Source organism: Xanthobacter oligotrophicus, from assembly GCF_008364685.1.
Classification (GTDB): Bacteria; Pseudomonadota; Alphaproteobacteria; order Rhizobiales; family Xanthobacteraceae; genus Xanthobacter; species Xanthobacter oligotrophicus.
The window spans coordinates 290,471-314,724 of sequence record NZ_VTTL01000003.1 but is presented as its reverse complement, the minus strand read 5'-3'; the positions used below and the strand labels follow the sequence as shown (position 1 = coordinate 314,724).

The following is a 24,254-nucleotide window of genomic DNA, read 5'->3' as shown; positions in this document are numbered from 1 at the left end:
GGCGCGAACCTGTCGGCCTCACGCGACACGGAGCCGACGGGCCGGCCTACTCGTCTTGCGCCATCATGGCGCGCAGGGCGAGGCGCTCGCGGGCCGAAAGCTTCTCGCTCTCGCTCTTCAGCTGGCCGCAGGCGGCGAGGATGTCGCGGCCGCGCGGCGTGCGCACCGGGCTCGCATAGCCGGCGCGGAACACGATGTCCGAGAAGCGCTCGATGGTCTCCCAGTCGGAGCATTCGTACTGTGTGCCCGGCCACGGGTTGAAGGGGATCAGGTTGATCTTGGCCGGCACCCCTTCCAGGAGCTTCACCAGCGCCTTGGCGTCGGCGGGGCTGTCGTTGACGCCCTTCAGCATCACGTATTCGAAGGTGATGCGCTTGGCGTTGGAGGCGGCAGGATAGGTGCGGCAGGCCTCCATCAGCTCGGCGATGGGGTACTTCTTGTTGATGGGCACCAGCTCGTCGCGCAGCTTGTCCCGCACCGCATGGAGCGAGATGGCGAGCATGGGGCCGACTTCTGCGCCCAGCCGCTCGATCTCCGGCACCACGCCGGAGGTGGACACGGTGATGCGCCGCCGGCCGAGGCCCAGGCCGTCGCCGTCCGAGAGGGTCTCGATGGCTTCCTTCACGCTGTCATAGGCATAGAGCGGCTCGCCCATGCCCATGAAGACGATGTTGGTGACCAGCCGGTCGCCCTCGGTGGGCAGGCCGGGACCCACGGCGCGGTCACGGCCGGGATAGTCGCCGAGGCGGTCGCGGGCCACCATCACCTGCGCCACGATCTCGGCGGCGGTGAGGTTGCGGACCAGACGCTGGGTGCCGGTGTGGCAGAACGAGCAGTTGAGCGTGCAGCCCACCTGGCTGGAGACGCAGAGCGTGCCGCGATCGCTCTCGGGGATATAGACGGTCTCGATGTCGTGGGGCCGCTCGCCGGGATGGTCGGCCGGAAAGCGCAGCAGCCACTTGCGGGTGCCGTCCTGCGACACCTGCTCCATCACGATTTCCGGCCGCGCCAGCGAATAGGCGGCGGCAAGGTCGGCGCGCAGGTGCTTGGAGACGTTGGTCATCTCCGCAAAGTCGGTGGCGCCGCGCAGGTAGATCCAGTGCCAGAGCTGGTTCACCCGCATGCGCCGGTCGGAGCCGCGCACGCCGATGGCGTCGAGCGCCGCGCCCAGCTTGTCCCGGTCGAGGCCGACGAGGGACGGCAGGGGAGCGGGCGCGCCCGCGCCGATGGGCGGCAAAGGCGCTGCTTCGGGCGCAGTGGCGTCGGTTGCGGTTTCGGGTGTGGACATCATGGCGTCACACATAATGCCTTCGGCCCGCGCTTTCCACTTGGAGTTCCACTTGCAGAATGCAGGGCTGGTCCCGGACCTGCGCGGGGCGCGCGCCGTCCGGCGGCGGGCGGGGGCCTCAATGCGCCCGCACACCCTCATGGATGGCGCGGGGAATGATGGCGCCCCGGTGCATGATCACCTCCGCCGCGAGGCGGTGGCCGGCGCGGGCGGCATCCTCGGGACCGGCGCCTTGCAGGCGGGCGGCGAGATAGCCGGCATTGAAGCTGTCGCCGGCGCCGGTGGTATCGAGGGGGGAGACCGCGCGCTCCACCGGCACCTCCACCGTGCGCCCATCCGCATGGACGAGGGCGCCGGCCGCGCCGTTCTTCACCACCACCTCGGTCAGGCCATAGGTGGTCATGCGCTCGATGGTGGCGGCGGGCGAGGCGTCGCCCCACAGGGCCACCTCGTCCTCGAAGGTGGGCAGCGCCATGGACGCGCGCTTCAGTGCCTCGGCGAACACGGTGCGCGCCCGGTTGAGGTCACCGCCCCAGTTGCGCGGGCGGAAATTGCCGTCGAACACGGTGAGGGTCCGGTTCTGCGCACTCGTTCCCGCCATCTCCAGCGCCGCGAGGAAGCGGCCGAGGCCCTGGTTGGAATAGAGCGACAGGGTGATGCCGGAGAAATAGACGGCGCGCGCGCCCACCAGCGCCGCCGCAACGTCCTGCCAGCCTTCGGCCTCGAACAGGGTGCGGGCGGGGGAGGTGTCGCGCCAGTAGTTGAAGCTGCGCTCGCCGCTCGCATCGGTGCTGATGAGATAAAGGCCCGGCGCGCGGCCTTTGAGGCGCGGCACGAGGCTCATGTCCACCCCTTCCGCCGTGCCGAGGGCGAGGATGTCGTCGGAGAAGGCGTCGTCGCCGAGCGCGGTGGCATAGGCCACGTCGATGCCGGCCCGGGCGAGATAGACCGCCGTGTTGAACGTGTCGCCGCCATAGGCGAGGCCGAACCGGCCGTCCGAACCGCGGGCCAGTTCCACCATGACCTCACCCACGCAAACCACCTTGGACACGAGCGCCTCCGCTTCCTCTCCCGCCTGCCGGGGCGACCGTAGCAACACCTGAGCGGCGATCAATCGGTTTTTATTGCATTTTCAGACCGGATGGCCGCGGTTCGGCGCACCCGCACGGTGCTCTTAAGAGCGCGTTTCGAAATTCAAAAAAGCATAGCCGCTATCACCCCGTCATGGCCGGGCTTGACCCGGGCATCCACGCCGATCCGCATGGGAAAACTTACGAAAAACATTCCCAGCCTCCCCGCGTGGATGGCCGGGTCAAGCCCGGCCATGACGGTGAGAAAGCACCTGCGAGGGCTACAAGAGCCCATCTGAAAAGCATTTTCAAACGGGCTCTAAATCGCTGGCGCGCCTCAGTCTGCGGCCGGGGGAACGGGGTGGGTCCAGGTTCCGGGGCGGTCCTCGGGGCCGTTGGGGCGGGTGCGCTCGGTGGTGGTCGCCACGGTTGCCACATAGCGGGCGCGCAGCTCGCCGGCGCGGCGCATGTTGGCCTCGATGAGGCACAGGGCACGCTGCTCGAAATTGCCGATGCCGCGCGGTCCCTCGAACGGGGCGACGCTCTGGCAGTCGAAGTTGCGATAGAGCAGGAAGCGGGACTGGGCCTCGTCCAGCATGGTCTTCCAGCGTACCCGCTGGACACCCTGCAAATCGGCCCGCGCCTCGATGACCGCGAAGGCGTTGGACAACTCCACCTCAAGCGCCTGCTCGGAGGTGCGGGTGGCCTCGAACAGGCAGCGATTGTATTGCCCGCCCGAAATCCTGTCCTTGGGACAGGCCGGCGTACCGGCCCAGCGCTCGGGCCCGGTCGGCGTCCCGCGCCGGACGGGGGCAGCGGCGCGCACCGGATCCGCTGCCGCCTTGGGCGCTACCGGGACTTCGGGCGCAGCTTCGTCTGCCTCCGGCCCTGACGCGGGCGCCGAGAGCGAGGCCTCGGCCGGCGTATCAGAGCGCGCCGGCTGCGACAGTCCGGGCGGGACGGGGGGATCCGGCGGCGGGGCGATGGCCAGCATGACGAGCGGGCTCAGCGCGAGCGCGAGGACGGCCAGGCCAAGCCATCGCCCCCGCGCGTGCCGCGCCGCCACGCCTCAGGCCACCTTGCGGTTTGCGGCGAGGAAATCGCCCATGCGCGCCAGCGCCGCCGCGATATTCTCCCGCGAGGTGGCGTAGGACAGCCGGATGTAACCTTCGCCATGGACGCCGAAATCCGGGCCGCCGATGACCGCCACGCCCGCCTCCTCCAGCAAGGCGGAGGCAAGCTTCTTGGCCTCGGCCCAGCCGGTGCCGGAGACGTTGGGGAAGGCGTAGAAGGCGCCCTTCGGGGTGGCGCAGCGCACGCCGGGCAGGGCGTTCAGCCCCTCCACGACGATGCGGCGGCGGGCGTCGAACTCGGCGGTCATGGCCTCCACCGCGTCCTGCGGGCCTTCCAGTGCGGCGATGCCGGCATATTGGGTGGCGGCGTTCACGCAGCTCCAGCAGTTCACCGCCAGCTTGCGCACCTTGTCGTAGAGGTCCTTCGGCCAGATGGAATAGCCCAGGCGCCAGCCGGTCATGGCATAGGTCTTGGACCAGCCGTTGAGCAGGATCAGCCGGTCGCGGATCTCGGGGTAGGCCAGCAAGGTGCGGTGTTCCTCGCCGTCGAACAGGAAGCGGTCGTAGATCTCATCCGACATCACCGCCACATGGGGGTGGGCGGCAAGGCCCTTCACCAGCTTGTCGATCTCGGCCGTCGGCGTGACGCCGCCGGTGGGATTGGCCGGCGAGTTGATGATGAGAAGGCGCGTGCGCGGTGTGATCAGCGCCAGGGTCTCCTCGGCCGAGAAGGCGAAGCCGTTTTCCTCGCGGATCGGCACCGGGATGGGGGTGGCGCCGGTGTGCTCGATCATGGAGCGGTAGATGGGGAAGCCGGGATCCGGATAGAGGATCTCCGCCCCCGGCTCGCCGAACAGGCGGATGGCCGCATACATGGTGACCTTGCCGCCGGGCATGATCATCACCAGGTCCGGGTTCACCTCCACGCCGTAGCGGCGGTTGAGGTCGGCGGCCACCGCCTCGCGTAGGGGCAGGATGCCCACCGAGGGGGTGTAGCCATGCTGGCCGTCGCGCAGCGCCTTCACGGCGGCCTCGACGATATGGTCCGGGGTGCGGAAATCCGGCTGGCCGATGCCCAGGTTGAGAATGGACCGCCCTTGCCCGGCCAGCGCCGTGGCGCGCGCCAGCACGGCGAAGGCGTTCTCCTCGCCGATGCGGTCGAAGGGGGCGGTGGTGGTCAGCATGGCGGGCTCCCTGGGAATCACGGCCCCACCCCCGGCGTCTGGGGCGCCGCTCGGCGGGGAGGCACTGGATAGCAAAGATGGCAGGGGGAGGGGAGTGGCATGACTGGCCGTCCCCGGCGCGCCCGCTTCGGGCCGGTGGGCCTTCCGGCCCCATGCTGCGGTGCGATAGTGGTAATTGTGCCCGGTGCCGCCTTCTGGTTTATATGCACCCATCTGTTTGCGCGTCAGCCGCACCACTCCGGGGGATAAAGCGCGCGCCATGGGACTTCAGGACCAGAAGCTGCTGAACTGGCGCGCGGGCGCAGTGGCGGCGGCGATCTTCGCCGCGGGCCTTGCGGCGACGTGGGCGGCCGGGTCGCTGGCGCGGCACGTCATCTTCTCCAATACCCAGGCCCGGTTTTCGGCCGATACCGCCGAGATGGCCGCGGCGGTTGGCGCGCGCGTGCGCGCCCATGCCGAGGTGCTGGTGAGCATGCAGGGGCTCTATGCCTCGGTGGGGCGGATCGATCGCGCCCAGTTCCAGCGCTATGTGGACGTGCTCGACCTGGTGCGCCGCTATCCCGGTTTCGAGGCGCTTCAGGTGCTGCGCCATGTGGCGCCGGACGGCCTCGCCGCCTTCGTCGCCGAGACGCGCGCCGACACCAGCGTCGATCCGCGCGGCCAGCCGAATTACACCGTCCATCCGGTCGGGCCGCGCCCGGTCTACAATGTCATCCAGTTCGTGGAGCCCATGCGCGGCAACGAGCGGGTGCTGGGCTTCGACGTGGGCTCCAACCCGGCGCAGCTCGACAGCCTGGTGCGCGGCGGGGACACCGGGCGCATCGTCGCCACGCCCCCGGTCAAGCTGCTGCAGGACGAGAGCGGCGGGCTCGGCTTCATCCTGCGCGCGCCGCTCTACAAGGCCGGGGAGCTGACCGCCACCGTGGAGCAGCGCCGCAACGCCCTGTTGGGCTTTGCCGCCGCCGTCTATCGCGCCAACGACCTCATGCGCGGCGTGCTCGATGCCCGCACCCTGCAGCAGATGAACGTGCGAGTGCTCGATCGCGGCTATGCCCGGGTGTCGTCGGAGGGCGCGGTCACGGCGGAGCCGGCGGACCTGGCCGCCGCCGCCGTGCTGCTGTTCGACAGCCGCGAGCCGAACCTCCAGGTGGTGACGCCGGTGGCGGAAGTGCCCATCGGCATTGCCGCCGAACGCGCCCTGGTGGTGGGCGACCGGCTCTGGCTGCTCCATTTCGCCGCGCGGGCGGGATCGAGCTACGAGGCCGACCAGACCATTCCCGCCGTGGTGCTGGCCAGCGGCTCGGTCATCAGCCTGCTGCTGGCCGGCATGGCGCTGTCGCTGATGCGGGCGGGCCGGCTCTCCCGCAGCCTCGGCGCGCTCGATGCGGAGCAGCGGGCGCTGGTGGAAAATCCGCTGGCCGGCATCCTGTTCACCCACGGGCGCGAGGTGGTGCGCGGCAATCACCGCATGGGGGAACTGTGCGGCCGCGCGCCGGAGGCCCTCGCTGGCCTTGACCTCGCCGATCTCGCGGCGCGGCCGGAGGATGTCGCCGCGTTCGAGGCGGCGCTGGCCGCCATCGCCGCGGGCGGAACCGCCGCGCTCGAACTGCACCTCAACTGTCCCGATCGCCCGCCGGTGGTGGTGGATGCCTTCGGGCGTCCCCTGTTCCTCCAGGGGCGCCGGGGCGACGGCGACGTGCTGTGGGTGATGCAGGACAAGACCGATGCGCTCGCCGTGGAGGCCGAGCGGCGCAGCCACGAGCGCGCGCTGCACGAGGCCAATGCCGATCTCACCCGGCTGGTCGATGCCGCCGAGGCCCGCACCCGGGAGATCACCCTTCTCGCCGAGCTGAGCTCCATCCTGCAATCCTGCCAGTCCACCGACGAGGTCTTCGCCTCGGTCCAGGCCTATGCGGCGCGGCTGTTTCCGGACGAGGCCGGCGCCCTCTACGTGCTCAATCGCACGCGGGACCAGGTGGTGCGCGGCGGCCGCTGGGGCGCGCCGAAGGCCGATGTGGCGGCCTTTGCCCCGGGCGCCTGCTGGGCGCTGCGCCGGGGGCAGGCCTTCCCGGTTTCCGAGGCCAGCCGGGGCCTCGTCTGCGACCATGTGGCGGGTGCCGTCGGCGATGCCGGTGCGCCGGACCACGTGTGCCAGCCGCTGATCGCGCGCAACCGTCTGCTGGGCCTGTTCTATCGCGAGCCGGCGGCGGAGGCGGCCAGCGCCTCGGCGCTCCAGCTTGCCACCATGCTGGCCGAGCAGGTGTCCCTCGCCCTCGCCAATATCGACCTGCGCGAGCAATTGCGCGGCCAGGCCCTGCGCGATCCCCTCACCGGCCTCGGCAACCGCCGCTTCGTGGAGGATGCGCTGGCGCTCCAGATCGCCGGCGTCGCGGGGGACGGGCGGGCGCTGTCGGTGGCGCTCATCGACCTCGATCATTTCAAGCGGATCAACGATACCTACAGCCATGAGGCGGGGGACGCGGTGCTGCGCGCCATCGGCGACGTATTGCGCGCCAACACCCGCCAGAGCGACATCATCGCCCGCTACGGCGGCGAGGAATTCCTGCTGCTGCTACCCAACACCACGCAGGACGGGGCGCTGGCGGTGGCGAACCACCTGCTCGAGGCGGTGCGCAGCCTGCGCGTGCTCTGGTCGGGCGGGGTGCTGGACGGCGTGACCGCCTCCATCGGCGTCGCGACTTTCCCCGACCACGTCAGCCGGCCGGACGACCTGATCGTCGCCGCCGACGCCGCCCTCTATCGCGCCAAGGCGCTGGGGCGCGACCAGGTGGTGGTGAGCGCCGCCGCGCCCGATGCGGCGGGACGGTCGGACCTGCCCACACTGCACGCCGTGGAGTGACGAATCCCCTTACGGGTGAAGGGTTCGCTCCACGCACGTCGCAAGCCGGTCCGATCCGCCGTTGAAGCGTCCGCCGCCCTCGCTGCCATCGCGCATGCAGCTTTCCGGCACCGGCCGGCGGGCTCGTATGAGCGCGGGGCGTGCGGAGGAGTGTGCGGATTGTGGAGGGAGAAGGCGGAGGTATGTGGTAGCAGCGGGCGGATTTGAACCGCCGACCTCCGGGTTATGAATCCGGCGCTCTCACCAACTGAGCTACGCTGCCACGCGGAGAGACGCGCATATAGGGGCGGCGCGGCGCGGGTGTCAAGAAAGCGGAGGGCGCGGAACGATGCTCCGCACCCGATTTCCACCGCGCGCCCGTTCGCGCCGGGGCTGGGTCAGCGCGCCCGCTTCTTGATGCGCACCAGCTTGAAGAAGCCCACCGGGAACACCGGTGAAATCTCGATGACTTCCATGTCGGGATAGCGCGCCGCCCAGTTGCGCAGGCGGCTGGCCTTGAAGGCAATGCTCCAGCCTACCTTCTTCACCAGCGGGGCGAGCGCCGCCTCGATATGCATGGTGGCGCCCTCGTCCGCCCCGAGCTTGGAGGCGATCACGATCTCCCCGCCGGGCTTCAGCACCCGGTACATCTCGTCGAGCGCGCCTTCCGGGTCCGGCACCAGGGTGATGACGAAGGGCACGGTGACGGCGTTGAAGCTCTCGTCGGCAAAGCCCAGGTTGCAGGCGTCCATGGCGGCGAGCAGGCCCACCTGAGACAGGGCGCGCTCCACCTTCTTGTCCACCGCCTTCTGCAGCATGTGGAACGACAGGTCGATGCCGGTAACCTGAGTGCCCTTGGGGTAATAGGGCAGCACCAGCCCGGTGCCCACGCCCACTTCCAGGATGCGCGGGCCGCAGGCGGCGGCGGCAGAGGCGGCCTTGCGCTGGGCGTCCGCCAGCAGCTTCACATAGACCTTGTCATAGATGGGCGCCCACTTGGCGTAGGCGCGCTTCTGTCCCTCAAGATCGTACTGGACCGCCATTCTCAGTCTCTCCCGGCCCCAAGGCCCGCCTTGCGGCGCTTAACCTCAGGCCACTTCGGCGACGCTCTTCGCCACCCGTTCCGCCCGCATGATGGTGCCGCCGCCCAGAAGGCGCGCGGCGGCGCCGGCGTCATCGTAGAGCACGCAGGCCTGCCCCGGCGCAACGCCCTCTTCGCCTACCGCCAGATGCACTGCCGGCGTGCCATCCGCCGCGCGTGCAAGATGCGCCGGCACCGGCGGGCGGGTGGAGCGCACCTTCACGTAGACGTCCGCCTGCCGCGCCAGCGCATCAGTGAAGGGGATGTCGCCCAGCCAGTTCACGTCGTCGATGGTGATGGCGCTCACCGTGAGTGCCGCGCGCGGGCCGACCCGCACTTCCTGCCGTCCAGCATCGATGGCGATGACATAGAGCGGCTCCGGCGTGGCGATGCCGAGGCCCTTCCGCTGGCCGATGGTGTAATGCATGACGCCGCGATGGCGGCCGAGCACACGGCCATCCAGATGGACGATGTCGCCCGGCTCGGCGGCTTCGGGCCGCAGGCGCTGCACCACCTGGGCATAGTCGCCGCCGGGCACGAAGCAGATGTCCTGGCTGTCGGGCTTGTCCGCCACCGGCAGGCCGAACTCGGCCGCCAGCGCCCGCACGTCCGCCTTCTGCATCTCGCCGAGGGGGAAGCGCAGGCGCTCCAGCTGGGCGGCGGTGGTGGCATAGAGGAAATAGGACTGGTCGCGCGCCTCTTCCGCCGCGCGGTAGAGGCCGCGCCGGCCGTCCGGCAGCGCGCGGCTGGCCACATAATGGCCGGTGGCGAGATAGCGCGCGCCCAGCTCCTCTGCGGTGGCAAGCAGGTCGCGGAACTTCACCGTGCGGTTGCAATCCACGCAGGGAATGGGGGTGACCCCCGAGGCATAGCTGGCGGCGAAGCGGTCGATCACCTCTTCCTTGAAGCGGCTTTCATAGTCGAGCACGTAGTGGGGGATGCCCAGGGTGCGGGCGACCTCGCTGGCGTCGTAGATGTCCTGCCCCGCGCAGCAGGCGCCGCGGCGGTGGGCGGCCTCGCCATGGTCGTAGAGCTGGAGGGTGACGCCCACCACGTCATAGCCGGCGCGGGCATAGAGCCCAGCGACCACGGACGAATCCACCCCGCCCGACATGGCCACCACCACGCGGGTGGAGGCGGGGTCGCCGTCGGTGTCGAGAAGGGGAAGGTCGGTCATGATCGTGTGATGCTCGCCCGGCTGCGGCTGCCGCAGGTTAGGCTGCGCGGGATGAAGGTGCAAATGGCTCGCATCCTTCAGGCCAGAAGAGCAAGGCGAAAACGGGGCCGGGCGCGGTTCGAACGCGCCCGGCCCCGTCATATGTGCTGCCGTGTCACCTTTGCACCGGCGTTGTTCTCAACCCGGCGTCACTTGCACTCCTGTGCCGCCCGGTCGAGGGCCTGGCCGAGGCCGGTCATGGAATATTTGTCCGTGGTGGGGTTGCCGCGCAGGGAGATGGACACGACGGTCAGGTCCTTGCCGCGGCGCATGGCGTCCACGAGCTTGGCCTCGTCCGCCACGTTGCGCACCCAGGCGCCCTCGTTCTTCGTGTAGAGCTGGAGCTTCATGGCGCCGATGGTCAGGGTCGCGTCGGAGCCTTCCTTCAGCGGGAAGCCCATGGTGACGGTCACCTCGTTCTTCACGTTCTCGCTCGGGCGGGTGGACACGAAGAAGAACGCCGGATCGCGCTTCAGGCCTTCCGGCGCGCGGGTCTTCGGCTGGGAGATGGCGTAGCACACCTTCGGGCTGACGGTGGAGACGTAGACGCTCCAATCCCCGAACTGCGCCACGGACTTGGACTGGGGCTGCCCCTGCGCAGCGGCGGGGACCACGAGCGCGCAGGCGAGGAACACGCCCAGAAGAGTCGGATAGACACGAGTCGGATGGACACGAGGAAGCGTCATGGCTTCTCCTATTTCACCAAGGCCCTTCAGGCGAGCCGGACGAGAGTGCGATCCGGGGAGGTCGAAACGGTTCCGGTTCCATCTCATCGGCAAATCGCCTTCTAACTCTGTGAAGAGAGACGGATGGAGTGTTCAGGCGAAAGCGCAAGGCGTTTCCGTCCAGACACGTCCGGCTCTCGAAGCGTGGCCGCCATCGGGTAGCGGCGCAGGCGGTCAAAAACGTGGCGGTCGAAAAATGGCAGCTACGTCTTGCGTTTTCATAAACCAGAGGCTCCGCTCCGCCTGAGGCGACCGCTCTGCCGCGCAATGATTCGAAGCGGCATGCGGCTTTGAGCGGCAAGATGGGCCGGCAATCCCGCGGCGCGGGCCAAGGGTGATGGCGTCTGTCTGCCGTTGGGGAATGAATGTGTATCCGGAGCTTTTGCGGCACGGGGTTAAATTTTGGTAACCCGTCTCGCGATCCACCGTGACAGAAGGTGAGCCCATGAAAGCGGTCATCTGCGTGCGCCATGGTCCCCCCGACGCCCTCGAAATCCAGGATCTGCCAGATCCGGTGCCGGGGCTGGGGGAGGTGGTGGTCGAGGTCTCGGCCATCGGGCTCAATTTCTTCGACACGCTGATCATCCGCGATCTCTACCAGGTCAAGCCGACCCTGCCGTTCTCGCCCGGTGCCGAGTTCGCCGGCCATGTGGCCGCGCTGGGCGAGGGCGTCACCGGCTTCGCCGTGGGCGAGCGGGTGTGCGGCTATGTCACCCACGGCGCCGCGCGGGAAAAGGTGGTGGTTGAGGCCCGGTTCCTGGCGCGGGTGCCGGACGACCTCGACCTGGTGAAGGCCGCCGGCCTCATCGTCACCTATGGCACCTCGCTCTATGCCCTGCGCGAGCGCGGTAACCTGAAGGCCGGCGAGAGCCTCGCCGTGCTCGGCGCCTCGGGCGGGGTCGGGCTCGCGGCGGTGGAGATCGGGCGCATCATGGGCGCGCGCATCCTCGCCTGCGCCTCGTCCGCCGAGAAGGTGGCCTTCGCCAAGGCCCATGGCGCCGACGAGGGCTTCGACTATGCCCAGGGTGACCTCAAGGGCGCGCTCAAGGCGTTCGGAGGGCCGAAGGGTCTCGACGTGGTCTATGATCCGGTGGGCGGCGACATGGCCGAGCAGGCGCTGCGGGCGCTGGGCTCCCTCGGCCGCTTCCTGGTGGTGGGATTCGCCGCCGGCGAGATCCCGAAGATTCCGCTCAACCTGCTGCTGTTGAAGAATTGCGACGCGCGTGGCGTGGCCTTCGGCACGGTGGCGCGCAGCGACCCGGCGTGGCTCGCCGGCGTGGTGGCCGAGCTGATGGAGCATGCGCGCACAGGTCGCATCTCCGCCCATGTGGACAAGACCTTCCCGCTGGAGCGCTGCGTCGATGCGCTGGGGGAGATCGCCGGACGGCGCGTCAAGGGCAAGGTGGTGCTCACCACCGGCCGGTGACGCCACGATAACGCCGGGGCCGTCTCGCCCGCTCAGTCCGGCCTGTTCTTCACGCGGGCCAGGGCGTCGCGGGCGGCGGCGTAATGCTCCGGTGTCACATGGCCGGACAGCAGCTTCAGCACCGCCATCAGCACCGCCGCATCGTCGGTGAAGCCGATGACGGGGAAAATGTCCGGGATCACATCCAGCGGTAGGACGAAATAGGCGAGCGCCGCCAGCAGCATGGCGCGCACCCGCAGCGGCGTGCGCTGGTCGAAGGCCGCATAATAGCTGGCGATGGCATCCTCGGCGAAGGGGATGCGCGCGGCCGTGGACTTGATCTTTGCCCAGAAACCGTGGCGCACGCGTTCTTCGTCGCGCGCACCTTTGTCTTGCTCGCGCTTCTCCCGCTCGTCGGGGGAAAGGCCGTCGGTGCCCAACGCGTCGTCACCCAGAATGGTGCTGGTCATGACCAACATTTGGGAAGGCTTCGCCCGCCCGCAAGTCCTCCGCGCCCCCCCTCGTCACAGCAGCGGATAGGCCGCTTCCACCAGATAGGGGCCGCCGCCCACCGAATCGCGCGAGGAGAACAGCACGAAGCGCGGCACGTGGAACGAGGGGCTGCGATAGGGGCCGCGCATGGCGAGATAATCGGCCACCTGCCGCGAGGAGGCGTCCCGCAGCCGGGCCAGGGTGACGTGGGGCTTGAAGTTGCGTTCCGCGCCGAGGCCGAGGCGCTGCATGATGCGCTCCTGCTCGGCCTGCAGCTCCATGAGGGCCGCGCTGGCCTTCACTGCCGCGAACACCGCGCGCGGCTTGTGGCCGCCGAACTGGTCGATGCCGTCCAGTGTCAGGTCGAAGGCGGGCCGGCGCACCTGGCCGAGCATCAGCATGATGTCGCGGGCGGTGGCGTCGTCCACGTCGCCCACGAAGCGCAGGGTGACGTGGTAGTTCTCGGGATCGATCCAGCGCGCCCCCGAAAGCCCGCCGCGCAGCAGCGACAGGCCGAGCCCGACCTCGGGGGGGATCTCGATGGCGGTGAACAGTCGCGGCATGGAACCCTCCGCGATCGGTCGACCCGTGGCGACGGGTCGGCTCTGACAGCGCCGGCGCCGGGGCGGGACCGCCCGGTGGAGCGACGGTGCCCCAAGTGAAGAAGATTCGCATCGGAAAGAAAAGAGAGGCGGCCCCATGAGGCCGCCTCTCGCTGTGTATCGGGTGCGTTGCGTACCCTTTTTTCGTCGTCGGGACGGCTGCGCCTATCAGCGCCCCCGTTCCCCGCCGCCCTGCGGGCGAGCCCGCTGCTGCTGCGGCCGAGCGTTCTGCTGGGGCCGTGCGCGCTGCTGCGGCCGGGCATTTTGCTGCGGCCGGCTCTGCTGCGGCCGGCTGCGGTTTTGCCCGGCATTCGGCCGCTGGCTCGGCCGCTGGGCGTTCGGCCGCTGCTGCGGACGGTTCTGCCCCGCGTTCGGCCGCTGGCTGGGCCGCTGCGCATTCGGCCGCTGGTTCGGGCGGTGCTGCCCCGCACCGGGCCGCTCGGGGCGGTTCGTTCCCGCGCCGGGCCGGTTCGGGCGATCGGTGCCTGCACCGGGACGATCAGGTCGGTTCGGGCCTGCGCCGGGGCGGTCGGGACGATCAGGCCGGTTCGGACCCGCACCAGGGCGATCCGGAAGACCGGGCCGGTTCGGGCCTGCACCGGGCCGATCCGGCAGGCCGGGCCGATTGGGACCCGTGCCAGGGCGATCCGGAACACCCGGCCGGTTGGGACCTGAACCGGGCCGATCCGGGAACCCAGGGCGATTGGGACCCGAGCCGGGCCGATCCGGGAAACCGGGGCGGTTGGGGCCGCCGGGACGATCCGGACCCACCACCGGCCGGTCGGGCTGGCCGGGCTGCCAGCCCGGCGGGCGGCCGGGACGCCACGGTCCCGGACCCCAGGCCGGCGGACGTCCGCCGCCACCCCATCCCGGACCCCAGTGCGGCGGCTGGTGCCAGCCGGGCGGGGTCACCCACACGGTGTTCCAGCCGCGGTTGTTCCAGCCCCAGCGATTGTTCCACGCCGAGCCCACCAGCACGCCACCGCCGAACAGCAGGGCACCGGTGGCGAAGGTGGTGAACACGTCGGAGCTGTCATAGACCGGCACATAGACCCGCTCGGGGTTGGCCGGCTGGATGTAGATGGTGCGCTGGCCGCCCTCCTCGCGGGTGGTGACCACCTGCTGGGGCGTGGTCTTCAGGTTGCCGACGCTCTGCGCCTTGGCCCGCAGCATCTGGATGGTGTTGGACACGTCCTGGGGCTGGGTGGAGAAGGCAAGGCCGAGGGATTCGGTCCATTCCATATGGTCGTGGAGCTGGCGGATCACATCGGGGAAGCGGATCAGCGCCTTGACCGAGCTGTCCCAGTTCTTGGCATCGATCGCCGCAAAATTGCGGGCCTGCACCCGGCGCGGATTGGCCTCGATCCAGTTGTACGCGTCCACGATCTGCTCGGGGAACAGGGTGGCCGGGAACAGGATCGCCAGCAGCGGGTCGGGATAGAGCGCCAGCGGGCCGAGGAGATATTCGAGATCCGAGAGCGAATAGATCGGTGCGGCGTTCGCCGGCTGGGTCGGCGCGACCGGCAGCGGTGCTTGAAGTGGTGCTTGGGCCGCTGCGGGCGGGGGCGGGACGGGCGCGACCGCCGGGGCGGGCTGCACCTCGGGGGCCGGCGGAACCGGGGGCACCGGCTGGGCCTGCGGCACGGGCTGGACCTGCGGGTCAGCTGGCGGGGTCTGGGCCAGGACGGGATAGACCGCCGTCGACCAGCCGAACACCGCCGCCACGGCGACACGGGACCAGTTGCCGGCACGGCCTTTCACACACGTTCTGACGGATAATGCTGGCATTCAATTCTCCTGCCATGGGGGTTCTCGCCCCCGGCGTTCTTGCCCTTGATGCGTTCCGGAGCGCCTGCGACGAATACCGCCGCACACTTCGCTACCTATGCGGTCATAGGGGATGTGGCGCGCGAAATTGCGATTGCCCCAATCAAAGAAACGTTACGGAACCGGTACCAGGATGTCGATTTCCAGGGCTTCGGGGGAGCCGGTGACGATGTCGGTCCGGTACTGCTCGATATACATGTCGTTCTGCTCGACGTTCTTCTCGTCGAGATAGTTGGCGATCTGCTCGTAGGTGTTGTCCATGTCGGCGAAGGAGCCGGTATGGGTGAATTTCAGTACCTTGCCCGCATGGGAGCCGCCGAGCTTCATGCCGTCGCCCGGCTTTTGCGTGGTGGTGCCGGAGAAGGGCACCTGGATCTCATATTCAAAGCTCAGGTCGTCGCTCGAGGTGTAGACGATGAAGGTGTCGCCCGCGCGCGAAAGCCCGAGGCGCTTAAGCTCGGCATCCGCCTGCTTCACGCTTGCCACCAGCTTCTCGAACGCCTCTTCCCACGTGGCCGAGCCCGCGAGCGTCAGCACCGGCACCGGGGAAAGGGTGATCTCCTGCGGCGCGAAGGTGCGCCCGGCGGGGGCGACGGGGGTGGTCTCCACCTTCTTGGGGTCCACCACGGGCGGCGGCGTCAATGCTCCGCCGGCGCCGGGCTGGGCGGCGGGGGCCGGGCTCTGCGCCGCGGCGGGCAGGGTCGCCAGCGCCGGGAGGGCGCTCAAAACGGCGCTCAGGAGGGCGCCTGCCGCGGCCCTCCTCATCCTGTCGAGGCTGACCCAACGCAATCCGGCCATTGATCTTTCTCCCGCCCCGCCGAAGCAGTGGAGCACCGTTTCTAGCATGTTCTCGGGCGGCGGCGAGGCCGCACTTCGGCGGCTTTGCGGCGACGCTGGGGCCTGCAGCCGACCCTCCTGCGGCCGTGGCGCGCGAGGGGTGGTGTCGCCGGCGGATCGGGGCCATATAGGACGGCAGTTTCAACCCGAGTGGGTCCCCCGATAGGATTGGCTAACCTTCTGTATCGAGTGACCCGCTCGATCCATGCTTTGTGGCTCGACCCGCCGTGAACCCGCTCGCAAACCGCCCCTTCGTCAAGATGAACGGCCTCGGCAACGAGATCCTCGTGCTGGACCTGCGCGCCGATCCCGTGGAGGTGCCCGCCGCTGCGGCGCGCGCGCTGGCACGTCCCTCCGTGCTGCCGTTCGACCAGGCGATGGTGCTCTATCCGCCCCGGCGGGAGGGCACGGCGGCCTTCGTGCGCATCCTGAATTCCGACGGCTCAATCTCCGCCGCCTGCGGCAACGGCACCCGCTGCATCGCCGCGCTGGAGGCCGAGCGCACCGGCGCCCCCCACGCCCTGTTCGAGAGCGAAGCCGGCCTTCTGGACTGCCTTGTGCGCCCGGATGGGCAGGTGGAGGTGGACATGGGGGCGCCGCGCTTGAACTGGCGCGAGATCCCGCTGTCCCGTGACGTAGGGGATACGGCGCAGGTGATCATCCCCGGCTTCGAGGCGCTGGGGCCGGCCAGCCTCGTGAGCATGGGCAATCCCCACGCCGTTTTCTTCGTGCCCGACGCGGATGCGGTGGATGTCGAGAAGCTTGGCGCCGCGCTGGAGCATCATCCGCTGTTTCCCGAGCGCGCCAATATCTCCTTTGCCAGCCTCACCGCGCCCGACCGCATCCTGCTGCATGTGTGGGAGCGCGGCGCCGGGCGCACCCGCGCCTGCGGCACCGCCGCCTGCGCCACCGGCGTTGCCGCCGCCCGTACCGGCCGTACCGGGCGCGCCGTGACCGTGACGCTGCCTGGCGGAGACCTTGAGATTTCCTGGCGCGAGACCGACGGCCACGTGCTGATGACCGGCCCGGTGGAGCACGAGTTTTCCGGCACCCTCTCCCCCGCCATGCTGGAGGAGGCCGCCTGATGGCGGCTTCATCGGTGGCGGCATCTTCCATGGAACCTGCAGCGCCGGGCACGGCCGTGCGCGTCCTCTCCTTCGGCTGCCGGCTCAATGCGCTGGAAGGTGACGGCATCGCCCGCGCCGCCACAGCCGAGGGGCTGGAGCGCACCCTCGTGGTCAACACCTGCGCCGTGACGGCGGAGGCGGTGCGGCAGGCGCGGCAGGCCATCCGCCGGGCGCGGCGGGAGGACCCGGACCTGCGCGTCATCGTCACCGGCTGCGCCGCGCAGACCGACCCGCACGCCTTCGCCCGCATGGACGAGGTGGACCTCGTGCTGGGCAATGGCGAAAAGACCCATCCCGCCACCTGGGCCACGACCCGCGCCGCCCTCGATTTCGGCATCGCGGCCGAGGAAAAGGTGCGGGTGCAGGACATTTCGGCGGTGCGCGCGGCCACCCCCCACCTCGCCGACCGGTTCGAGGGGCACACCCGCGCTTTCGTGGAGGTGCAGAACGGCTGCGACCACCGCTGCACCTTCTGCATCATCCCCTTCGGCCGTGGCCCTTCGCGCAGCGTGGCCATGGGCGCAGTGGTGGATCAGGTGCGGCGGCTGGTGGCGAACGGCCACCGCGAGGTGGTGCTCACCGGCGTGGACCTCACCGCCTATGGCGCCGACCTGCCTAGCGCGCCCACCCTGGGCCGGCTGGTGCGCGCGGTGCTTCACGGCGTGCCGGATCTTGCCCGCCTGCGCCTCTCCTCCATCGACGCGGTGGAGGCCGACGACGAACTGATGCGGGCGCTGGCTGAGGAAGAGCGGCTGATGCCGCATCTCCACCTCTCCCTGCAGGCCGGCGACGACCTCATCCTGAAGCGCATGAAGCGGCGGCATTCCCGCGCGCAGGCGCTGGATTTCATCGCCGCCTTGCGCCGGGCACGGCCGGACGTGGTGCTGGGCGCCGACATCATCGCCGGTTTTCCCACCGAGACCGAGGAACAGGCCCGCGCCACCCGCGCCTTCCTCGACGAGGCTGGCCTTGCCTTCGTCCACGTCTTCCCGTTCTCGGCGCGGCCCGGCACCGCCGCCGCCCGCATGCCGCAGCTTCCCGCCGGCGTGGTGGCGGAGCGCGCGCGCCGGCTGCGCGAGACCGCCGCCGAGCTGCTGCGCCGCCATCTCTCGGGCGAGGTGGGCCGGCGCCGGCAGGTGCTGGTGGAGGCCGGCGGACGCGGCCATACGGAACATTTTACCCCGGTGCGGCTGACATGGCCGGCCGAGCGCGGCAGCCTCACGGCGCTGCGCATCGCCGGACATGACGGCGCGCGCCTCATCGCGGCGTGACCCCTCTTCAAGGAACGGCCTGAGCCATGAGCGACAACGACCGGAATTCCCCCGCCGACGCGCAGAAGAAGAAGCGCGGCTTGTGGGGCTGGCTGAAGTCCGGCTTCGAGGACCCCGTCCCGCGCTTCACCCACGACACCCCGCAGGAGGCTGGCGCGCCGGCTGAAGAGGCACGCGAGGCCGCTCCCGTACCGTCGGGCGATGCTCCCGCAGCGGCCGGCGAGCCTGCTTCCCCGACGCCCGCCTCCGCCCCGTTTGCCCCCGCCGATGTGCCGCCTGCCCCTGCGGCCGAAGCCGTCCCCGAAGCGGTGCCCGCGCCGGTGGCCGAGGTGCTGCCCAAGGTCCTGGTGGAGGAGGTCCCGGCGGAAGCCGTGGCTCCCACAGCCGGCCCCGCCTTCGGCGCGCCGATCGAACAGCCGACGGTCCCCACCTTGGAGCCCCTGGTGGAGGCGCGGATTGCCGTCGAAGTCGCTCCGCCGGTTCCGGCGGATGGCATCGAGGCCGGCGGTGCGCCCGCCTTCCCGGTCCCGCCCGTCGAAGTGCTTGCCACTCCAGTCGTGGCTGAATCGACGCCCGAACCGGTTCCGGTTCCTGTGGTCGAGCCGGAGCCCAAGGCGCCGGACGCTGAAGCTTCGCAGGCCATCGCATCCGAGAGCGTGGAAACCGGCACGCCTGCCTTTGCAGCGCCGCCCGAACAAGCGCCTGTTCTCGAAGCCCCCATTTTTGCGGCCGAGCCCGAGTCCACGCCCGAGGCCCCGCCTGCCACCGTCGAGCCTGCGCCGGCCGATGTGCCGCAGCAGCTTCCGGCCGAGGCCGCGGCGATCGCAGGCGCTCCCGCCTTCGTGGCTCAGTCTGAAGCGCCTGCGGTTGTACTCGAAGCCGAGCCGCTGCCGCCCACGCCGGATGCGCAAGCCCTTCTGGAGACTCCGCCGGTTGCCGGACCCCTGCCTGTCGATCTGCCCCCCGTGGAGGCGACGGAAGCCGTCCTCCCGGCCGCCGAGTCTTTCGCCGTCGCGCCGGCTCCGGTGGGGAGCGAGCCGCAGCCGGCGAAGAAGGGCTTTTGGAGCCGTCTCGCCGAGGGCCTCGCCCGTACCGCATCCAATCTCGGTCAGGGCATCACCGACCTTGTCTCCAAGCGCAAGCTCGATGCCGATACGCTGGAAGAGTTGGAGGACGTGCTCATCCGCGCGGACCTCGGCGTGGAGACCTCCATGCGCATCGTGGAAACCGTGGGCAAGGGCCGGCACGACAAGATGATCTCGCCCGAGGAGGTGAAGCGCCTCATCGCGGAGGAGGTGGAGCGCATCCTCATTCCCGTGGCGCAGCCGCTGGTGGTGGACACGGCGCACAAGCCCTTCGTGGTGCTGATGGTGGGGGTGAACGGTTCCGGCAAGACCACCACCATCGGCAAGCTCGCCGCCCAGTGGCGCACCGAGGGCAAAAAGGTGGTGCTCGCCGCCGGCGACACCTTCCGTGCCGCCGCCATCGAGCAGCTCAAGGTGTGGGGTGCCCGCTCCGGGGCCACCGTCATCGCCCGCGAGCAGGGCTCGGATGCCGCCGGCGTGGCCCATGAGGCGGTGGTGGAGGCGCGCGCGACCGGGGCCGACATCCTCATGGTGGACACCGCCGGTCGCCTCCAGAACCGCACCGAGCTGATGGCGGAACTGGAGAAGGTGGTGCGCGTCATCAAGAAGCTGGAGCCCTCGGCGCCCCACGCGGTGCTGCTGGTGCTCGACGCCACGGTGGGCCAGAACGCGCTGTCGCAGGTGGAGGCCTTCACCCGCATCGCCGGGGTGACCGGGCTGGTCATGACCAAGCTCGACGGCACCGCGCGGGGCGGCATCCTGGTGGCCATCGCCGCCAAGCACAAGCTGCCGGTGCACCTGATCGGCGTGGGCGAGGCGGCCGAGGACCTCCAGCCCTTCGCCGCCCGGGACTTCGCCCGCGCCATCGCCGGGCTGAACTGAGGGCGGCCGTTCCGGGCGTTGACCTCGCCCGGAACGGCATTGCCCTACCTGGGGCGCAGCGGCTAATGTTTGCGTACAATATCTGAGATTGTATGGCTCGCGGGGGCTGCCATGGCGGGGGGAGACAGGACGGCGCCGTGGATCCGCCCGCTCGATCCGGCAGGCGGGCTGCGCTACCTGCAGATCGTGGATCTGGTCGCCGAGGCCGTCGCCGCCGGCCGGCTGCGTCCCGGCGACCGCCTGCCGCCGCAGCGCAAGCTGGCCGACCAATTGGGCGTGGACCTGACCACCGTCACCCGCGCCTATGCCGAGGCACGGCGGCGCAACCTGATCGATGCGGTGACGGGGCGCGGCTCTTTCATCGCGGTCCGAAGGGAGCCGGGCGGGCCGTTGCTCGACCTCAGCATGAACATTCCGCCGGCCCCCAAGGGGATACGGCTGGCGGACCTCATGCAGCGGGGCATCAGCTCAGTGCTGGCGCGCGCCGATTCCAACCTGCTCATGAGCTATCATGTGGGCGCCGGCTCCCTGGCGGACCGGATGGCCGCCGCCGCGTGGCTCGAACCGCTGCTGGGCCCGGTGGATCCGCAGCGGCTGGTGGTGGCCCCCGGCGCGCAGTCGGCGCTGTCGGCCCTGATCGGAAGCCTGGTCGGCCGCGAGGGCGTTATCCTCACGGAGCCGCTCGCCTATCCCGGCCTGCTGGCGGCGGCGCGACATTGGCAGGTGCGCCCCGTTGCCGTGCCCGCGGACGCGGACGGGCCGCTGCCGGATGGTCTCGAACAGGCGGCGCGGAGCCATGGGGCGCGGGTGTTCTGCCTCACCCCCACCATCCAGAACCCCACCGCGGTGACCCTTTCCCCGGCGCGGCGGATCGCGCTCGCCCGCGTGGCGTCGGCGCTCGATCTCACGATCATCGAGGACGACCCCTACGCCCTGCTGGCGCCGGAGGCGCCGCCGCCCATCGCCACGCTGGCGCCGGAGCGCATTTATTACGTCTCCACCCTGTCGAAGGTGCTCACGCCCGGCCTGCGCACGGCCTTCGTGGTGGTGCCGGACGGCACCGCACCGGATGCATTGGTCGGCGCCCTGAGGGCCCATGTGCTGATGCCGGCCCCTCTGATGACGGCTCTGGCGACGGACTGGATCCGCAGCGGCGAGGCGGCCCATCTGCTCAAGGGCGTGCGCGAGGAGGCCGCCGCCCGGCAGGAGATGGCCCGGCACCTGTTTCCCTCGGCCCGGTCGCACCGCAACGGATTGCACCTGTGGCAACCCCTGCCGGCGCATTGGGACCGCTATCGCCTGGTGGAGGCGGCGCGGCGCGAGGGGCTGGGGGTCACGGCATCGGACGCCTTCAGCGTCGAGGCCCGCGCGCCGGACGCGGTGCGCATCTCCATCGGTGGCGTTCCGGACCGGGCAAGGCTCAAGGCGGCGCTGGAGAAACTTGCCGCCATCATGAGCACCCTGCACGAACGCTATCAGGACGGGGTGGTCTGAGGCTCTGCCTAGAGCGTTTTCGAGCGAAGTGGATACCGGTTCGCGTGAAGAAAGCGCGTTGATACAAGGCTCTAGAGCGATTAGCGCGAGCCAGGGCGAGCGAAAATTGCTCTAGGGGCTCAGGGCAGCGGCCGGGGCGTGGCGGCTTCGTCCTGCGTCGTCACGCGTTGGCCTTCCTCTGCCTTGTAGAAGAACTGGGAGGCCACGAGCCATCCCTTCAGCGGCCGCAGGGGCGGGATGCAGCTCAAAAGAATGAGCGGCAGGGTGGTGACGAAATGCACCCACATGGGCGGCTCATAGGCCATTTCCAGCCACAGGCCGAAGATCACCGCCGGGATGCAGACGAACATCATCACGAAAAACGCCGGGCCGTCCGCGGGGTCGGCAAAGCCATAATCCAGGCCGCACGCCTCGCAGGAGGGGCGCAGGGTGAGGAAGCCGTTGAACAGATGCCCCTGGCCGCAGCGGGGGCAGCGGCCATGAAGGCCGGTCTGAAGCGGGGAGAGCGGGGGCCAGTGCTCGGCGGACATGACAGGGCTCGTTTCGTCCATGAGGTTGGATGGACGATACTGCGTCACGCATACAATAACAATATTGTATGCGTGCATATCTGGAATGCGTTTGGCTGCGCCCTTGCTCGCTCACGACGGCGGGCCCCGGACCAGCGTAGTGGTCCGGGATTCGCCTTCAAGCTCAATGGCTCTTGTGGGAATGCCCGCTTTCGGACGCGCCGACACTCTCCACCTGGAACTGGACCGCGACGGTGCCGGCCTTCTCGAAGGTCAGCGTGCCGTCCACCTTGGCGCCTTCCTTCAGGGGCTCCTTCAGGTTGAGGAACATGATGTGGTACGAGCCGGGCTTCAGGGCCACGGTGCCGCCGGCGGGGATGGCGACGCCGTCCGGCAGGGGCCGCATGGTCATCACCCCATCCTTCACCGCCATCTCGTGGAGTTCCACCTTGCCGGCGAAGGGGGCGGTGACTGAGACCAGCCGGTCCGGCGCCGTGCCCGTGTTCTTGAGCGTCAGGTAGCCGGCCGCGACGGATGCGCCGCCGGGCGTGGCGCGGGACCAGGGATGGTCGACCTCGATGGAGCCTGCCTTGAACTCATGCGCCATGGGCGCCTGGGCGGTCAGGATCAGCGCGCCGGCAGCCAAGGCCGCCGCAGCCAGGACGCCACGCCGGGACGGAAAGCTCGTGGACATGGAAAACTCCTGAGATTGGCCGCCGCAGGCTTCCCGGCGGGGCAGGTTCAAGCTGGCACGCGCGTTTGGGCGAGAATTGGGTGGGCGGCCGGAGCCACCCCTCGGATCGCCCCATGACGCGCCGGGATCCGTCTTCCCAAGCAGCCCGAACTGACGGAGATCGGCAACCCATGGCGCGCACGGAGCACGCGCGCAGTTTCCGCTGCCCCGCAGCAGAGCTGCGACGGGATGGTCCGCTTGGGCGCGCATGCAGCGCTCTTGCGATTTAGTCGATATAATATAGTGATTCAATTTATAAAACTGTGATCATGTGTTATTGATTGAATTAACTGTACATTTTTGTGTTTAATGGCGCCGATCGCCTCGCGTCGGTGGACACCTTGTGTGGCCGCGGGACGCATCGCAAGATGCGACGCGCGGCCTCTACAAGGTGCAGCATGGGCGGCAGGGTGACGTGCCGCGTTTCTCGATAAAGGCCATGGCTTCGTGACCATCCCCCATCCCGCCTGGAGAGCCTGGACCGCAGTCGCTGCGGCCTATCTGCTCGTCCTGCAGGTGCTGGTCACGGGGATCGCCGGCGGCGCCCATGCGGCATCGTTCGGCCTCGATCCGATCGCCACGGCCATGTGCGGTCCGTCCGCCCATGGGGCAATGGTGCCACCGGACAATGGCGCGCTCCCGCCCCACCAGAGCCTGTCTTGCTGCGTGCTCGGCTGCTCCATGTTCGGGCCCGGCGCTGCCCCGCCGCCGGCCGCCTGGAACCTTGTCCGGCACCCGGTGCTGGTGGTGGCCGACACGGCCTCCGCCTCGCCCCGCGCGGTCCGGCGATCGGCGCACGGCGCTTCACCCGGTCTTCCCAGGGCTCCTCCCGGCACGGTCTGAACGTCCTGCCCCGGCAGGGTCTTCGATCCGTTTCCCGTCCGTGTTTCCGCTCCCGGTCCCGGGATGCGGCTTCGTCAATGGAGCTTTGCCATGTCCAGCCTCACGCGCCTTCTCAAGGGCAGCGCCAATACCCGCGCGCCCTATCGTCCCTTTGCGGAAGAAATCCTTGCGGCCTTGGTCTTCGCCGCCTTCGTCCTGGTGCTGTCGGTGCAGACGCTGCTGGCGCACGAATTCAAGGCCGGAGCCATCGAGATCGACCACCCGTGGTCCCGGGCGACGCCGGGCGGCGCCACGGTGGGTGCCGGCTATCTGACCTTGAAGAACACCGGCTCCGCGCCGGATCGCCTGGTGTCGGCGGCCTCCGATGTGGCCGAGCGCGTGGAGATCCACGAGATGGCCGTGAAGGATGGTGTCATGACCATGCGTCCCCTGTCGGACGGCCTCGTCATCCCCGCCGGCGGCAGCGTGGCGCTGAAGCCCGGCTCGTACCACATCATGTTCTTCGGCTTGAAGCAGCCGCTGAAGCAGGGGGCGGTGATCGACGGGACCCTGACCTTCGAGAAGGCCGGCAAAGTCGCGGTGAAATACAATGTGGACGCCATCGCCGCCGAGGGCAGCGGCCACGATCATTCCCATTCGGCCAAGTAAGAAAAGGTGCATCAGTCGATGCA

The 24,254-nt window shown here is 69.6% G+C and carries 21 protein-coding genes and 1 tRNA gene; 8 read left to right on the top strand and 14 right to left on the bottom strand.

Annotated features, from left to right (window positions below; translation table 11 throughout):
• Positions 1–46 precede the first annotated feature (46 nt).
• From rlmN to FZ033_RS06345, 4 genes are all read right to left on the bottom strand, one after another.
• On the bottom strand, positions 47–1,288 hold the full coding sequence (gene rlmN / locus FZ033_RS06360) for a 23S rRNA (adenine(2503)-C(2))-methyltransferase RlmN (protein ID WP_408068468.1): 1,242 nt from the start codon (positions 1,286–1,288) through the stop codon (positions 47–49).
• A gap of 118 nt (positions 1,289–1,406) precedes the next feature.
• Positions 1,407–2,339, bottom strand: a complete 933-nt coding sequence (locus FZ033_RS06355) for a sugar kinase (protein WP_149575299.1) — start codon at positions 2,337–2,339, stop codon at positions 1,407–1,409.
• Positions 2,340–2,695: 356 nt separating this feature from the next.
• Positions 2,696–3,424, bottom strand: coding sequence for a lysozyme inhibitor LprI family protein (locus FZ033_RS06350; RefSeq protein WP_149575298.1), 729 nt, complete (start codon positions 3,422–3,424; stop codon positions 2,696–2,698).
• A 3-nt stretch (positions 3,425–3,427) separates the two neighbouring features.
• Complete coding sequence (locus tag FZ033_RS06345; protein ID WP_149575297.1) at positions 3,428–4,615, bottom strand: pyridoxal phosphate-dependent aminotransferase; 1,188 nt, start codon at positions 4,613–4,615, stop codon at positions 3,428–3,430.
• Positions 4,616–4,874: 259 nt separating this feature from the next.
• Here FZ033_RS06345 and FZ033_RS06340 point away from each other — a divergent pair, with 259 nt between their 5' ends.
• The gene (locus FZ033_RS06340) at positions 4,875–7,475 is read left to right on the top strand and encodes a diguanylate cyclase (RefSeq protein ID WP_149575296.1); all 2,601 of its coding nucleotides are present in this window, start codon (positions 4,875–4,877) and stop codon (positions 7,473–7,475) included.
• Positions 7,476–7,660: 185 nt separating this feature from the next.
• Here FZ033_RS06340 and FZ033_RS06335 read toward each other — a convergent pair.
• The 4 genes from FZ033_RS06335 to FZ033_RS06320 form a co-directional block, all read right to left on the bottom strand.
• Positions 7,661–7,737 (bottom strand) — tRNA-Met (locus tag FZ033_RS06335).
• A 115-nt stretch (positions 7,738–7,852) separates the two neighbouring features.
• Positions 7,853–8,497, bottom strand: coding sequence for a class I SAM-dependent methyltransferase (locus tag FZ033_RS06330; RefSeq protein WP_149575295.1), 645 nt, complete (start codon positions 8,495–8,497; stop codon positions 7,853–7,855).
• A 45-nt stretch (positions 8,498–8,542) separates the two neighbouring features.
• Complete coding sequence (mnmA, locus tag FZ033_RS06325) at positions 8,543–9,712, bottom strand: tRNA 2-thiouridine(34) synthase MnmA (protein WP_149575294.1); 1,170 nt, start codon at positions 9,710–9,712, stop codon at positions 8,543–8,545.
• Between the two features lie 188 nt (positions 9,713–9,900).
• Entirely contained in the window at positions 9,901–10,437 is a 537-nt protein-coding gene (locus FZ033_RS06320) for an invasion associated locus B family protein (protein WP_149575293.1), read from the bottom strand.
• A gap of 484 nt (positions 10,438–10,921) precedes the next feature.
• On the opposite strand from FZ033_RS06320, the gene FZ033_RS06315 reads away from it, so the two are divergent.
• Complete coding sequence (locus FZ033_RS06315; protein WP_149575292.1) at positions 10,922–11,902, top strand: NADPH:quinone oxidoreductase family protein; 981 nt, start codon at positions 10,922–10,924, stop codon at positions 11,900–11,902.
• Between the two features lie 32 nt (positions 11,903–11,934).
• On the opposite strand, the gene FZ033_RS06310 is transcribed toward FZ033_RS06315, so the two are convergent.
• From FZ033_RS06310 to FZ033_RS06295, 4 genes are all read right to left on the bottom strand, one after another.
• Positions 11,935–12,360 carry a YkvA family protein gene (locus FZ033_RS06310; RefSeq protein ID WP_149575291.1) on the bottom strand — a complete coding sequence of 142 codons (426 nt, stop codon included), beginning with the start codon at positions 12,358–12,360 and terminating at the stop codon, positions 11,935–11,937.
• Between the two features lie 45 nt (positions 12,361–12,405).
• On the bottom strand, positions 12,406–12,936 hold the full coding sequence (thpR, locus tag FZ033_RS06305) for an RNA 2',3'-cyclic phosphodiesterase (protein WP_149575290.1): 531 nt from the start codon (positions 12,934–12,936) through the stop codon (positions 12,406–12,408).
• A gap of 207 nt (positions 12,937–13,143) precedes the next feature.
• On the bottom strand, positions 13,144–14,736 hold the full coding sequence (locus FZ033_RS06300) for a DUF3300 domain-containing protein (protein ID WP_149575289.1): 1,593 nt from the start codon (positions 14,734–14,736) through the stop codon (positions 13,144–13,146).
• Between the two features lie 180 nt (positions 14,737–14,916).
• Complete coding sequence (locus FZ033_RS06295) at positions 14,917–15,528, bottom strand: GyrI-like domain-containing protein (RefSeq protein WP_188079341.1); 612 nt, start codon at positions 15,526–15,528, stop codon at positions 14,917–14,919.
• Between the two features lie 338 nt (positions 15,529–15,866).
• Here FZ033_RS06295 and dapF point away from each other — a divergent pair, with 338 nt between their 5' ends.
• The 4 genes from dapF to FZ033_RS06275 all read left to right on the top strand — a co-directional run bounded on the left by dapF (position 15,867) and on the right by FZ033_RS06275 (position 21,498).
• Entirely contained in the window at positions 15,867–16,724 is an 858-nt protein-coding gene (dapF, locus tag FZ033_RS06290; protein WP_149575287.1) for a diaminopimelate epimerase, read from the top strand.
• On the top strand, positions 16,724–18,037 hold the full coding sequence (gene mtaB / locus FZ033_RS06285) for a tRNA (N(6)-L-threonylcarbamoyladenosine(37)-C(2))-methylthiotransferase MtaB (RefSeq protein ID WP_188079340.1): 1,314 nt from the start codon (positions 16,724–16,726) through the stop codon (positions 18,035–18,037). Before dapF ends, mtaB begins: the two co-directional genes overlap by 1 nt.
• Positions 18,038–18,063: 26 nt before the next feature.
• Positions 18,064–20,004 carry a signal recognition particle-docking protein FtsY gene (gene ftsY / locus FZ033_RS24255; RefSeq protein WP_232847351.1) on the top strand — a complete coding sequence of 647 codons (1,941 nt, stop codon included), beginning with the start codon at positions 18,064–18,066 and terminating at the stop codon, positions 20,002–20,004.
• Positions 20,005–20,115: 111 nt separating this feature from the next.
• Positions 20,116–21,498, top strand: coding sequence for an aminotransferase-like domain-containing protein (locus FZ033_RS06275; RefSeq protein WP_149575286.1), 1,383 nt, complete (start codon positions 20,116–20,118; stop codon positions 21,496–21,498).
• A gap of 119 nt (positions 21,499–21,617) precedes the next feature.
• On the opposite strand, the gene FZ033_RS06270 is transcribed toward FZ033_RS06275, so the two are convergent.
• Together FZ033_RS06270 and FZ033_RS06265 are read right to left on the bottom strand one after the other, a co-directional pair.
• Entirely contained in the window at positions 21,618–22,028 is a 411-nt protein-coding gene (locus FZ033_RS06270; protein ID WP_188079339.1) for a DUF983 domain-containing protein, read from the bottom strand.
• A 163-nt stretch (positions 22,029–22,191) separates the two neighbouring features.
• Complete coding sequence (locus FZ033_RS06265) at positions 22,192–22,701, bottom strand: copper chaperone PCu(A)C (RefSeq protein ID WP_149575284.1); 510 nt, start codon at positions 22,699–22,701, stop codon at positions 22,192–22,194.
• A gap of 486 nt (positions 22,702–23,187) precedes the next feature.
• Here FZ033_RS06265 and FZ033_RS06260 point away from each other — a divergent pair, with 486 nt between their 5' ends.
• Both FZ033_RS06260 and FZ033_RS06255 read left to right on the top strand, forming a co-directional pair.
• Positions 23,188–23,583: a hypothetical protein gene (locus FZ033_RS06260; RefSeq protein ID WP_149575283.1), complete on the top strand. Its 396-nt coding sequence runs from the start codon at positions 23,188–23,190 to the stop codon at positions 23,581–23,583.
• A gap of 90 nt (positions 23,584–23,673) precedes the next feature.
• Entirely contained in the window at positions 23,674–24,231 is a 558-nt protein-coding gene (locus tag FZ033_RS06255; protein ID WP_149575282.1) for a copper chaperone PCu(A)C, read from the top strand.
• Positions 24,232–24,254 lie beyond the last annotated feature (23 nt).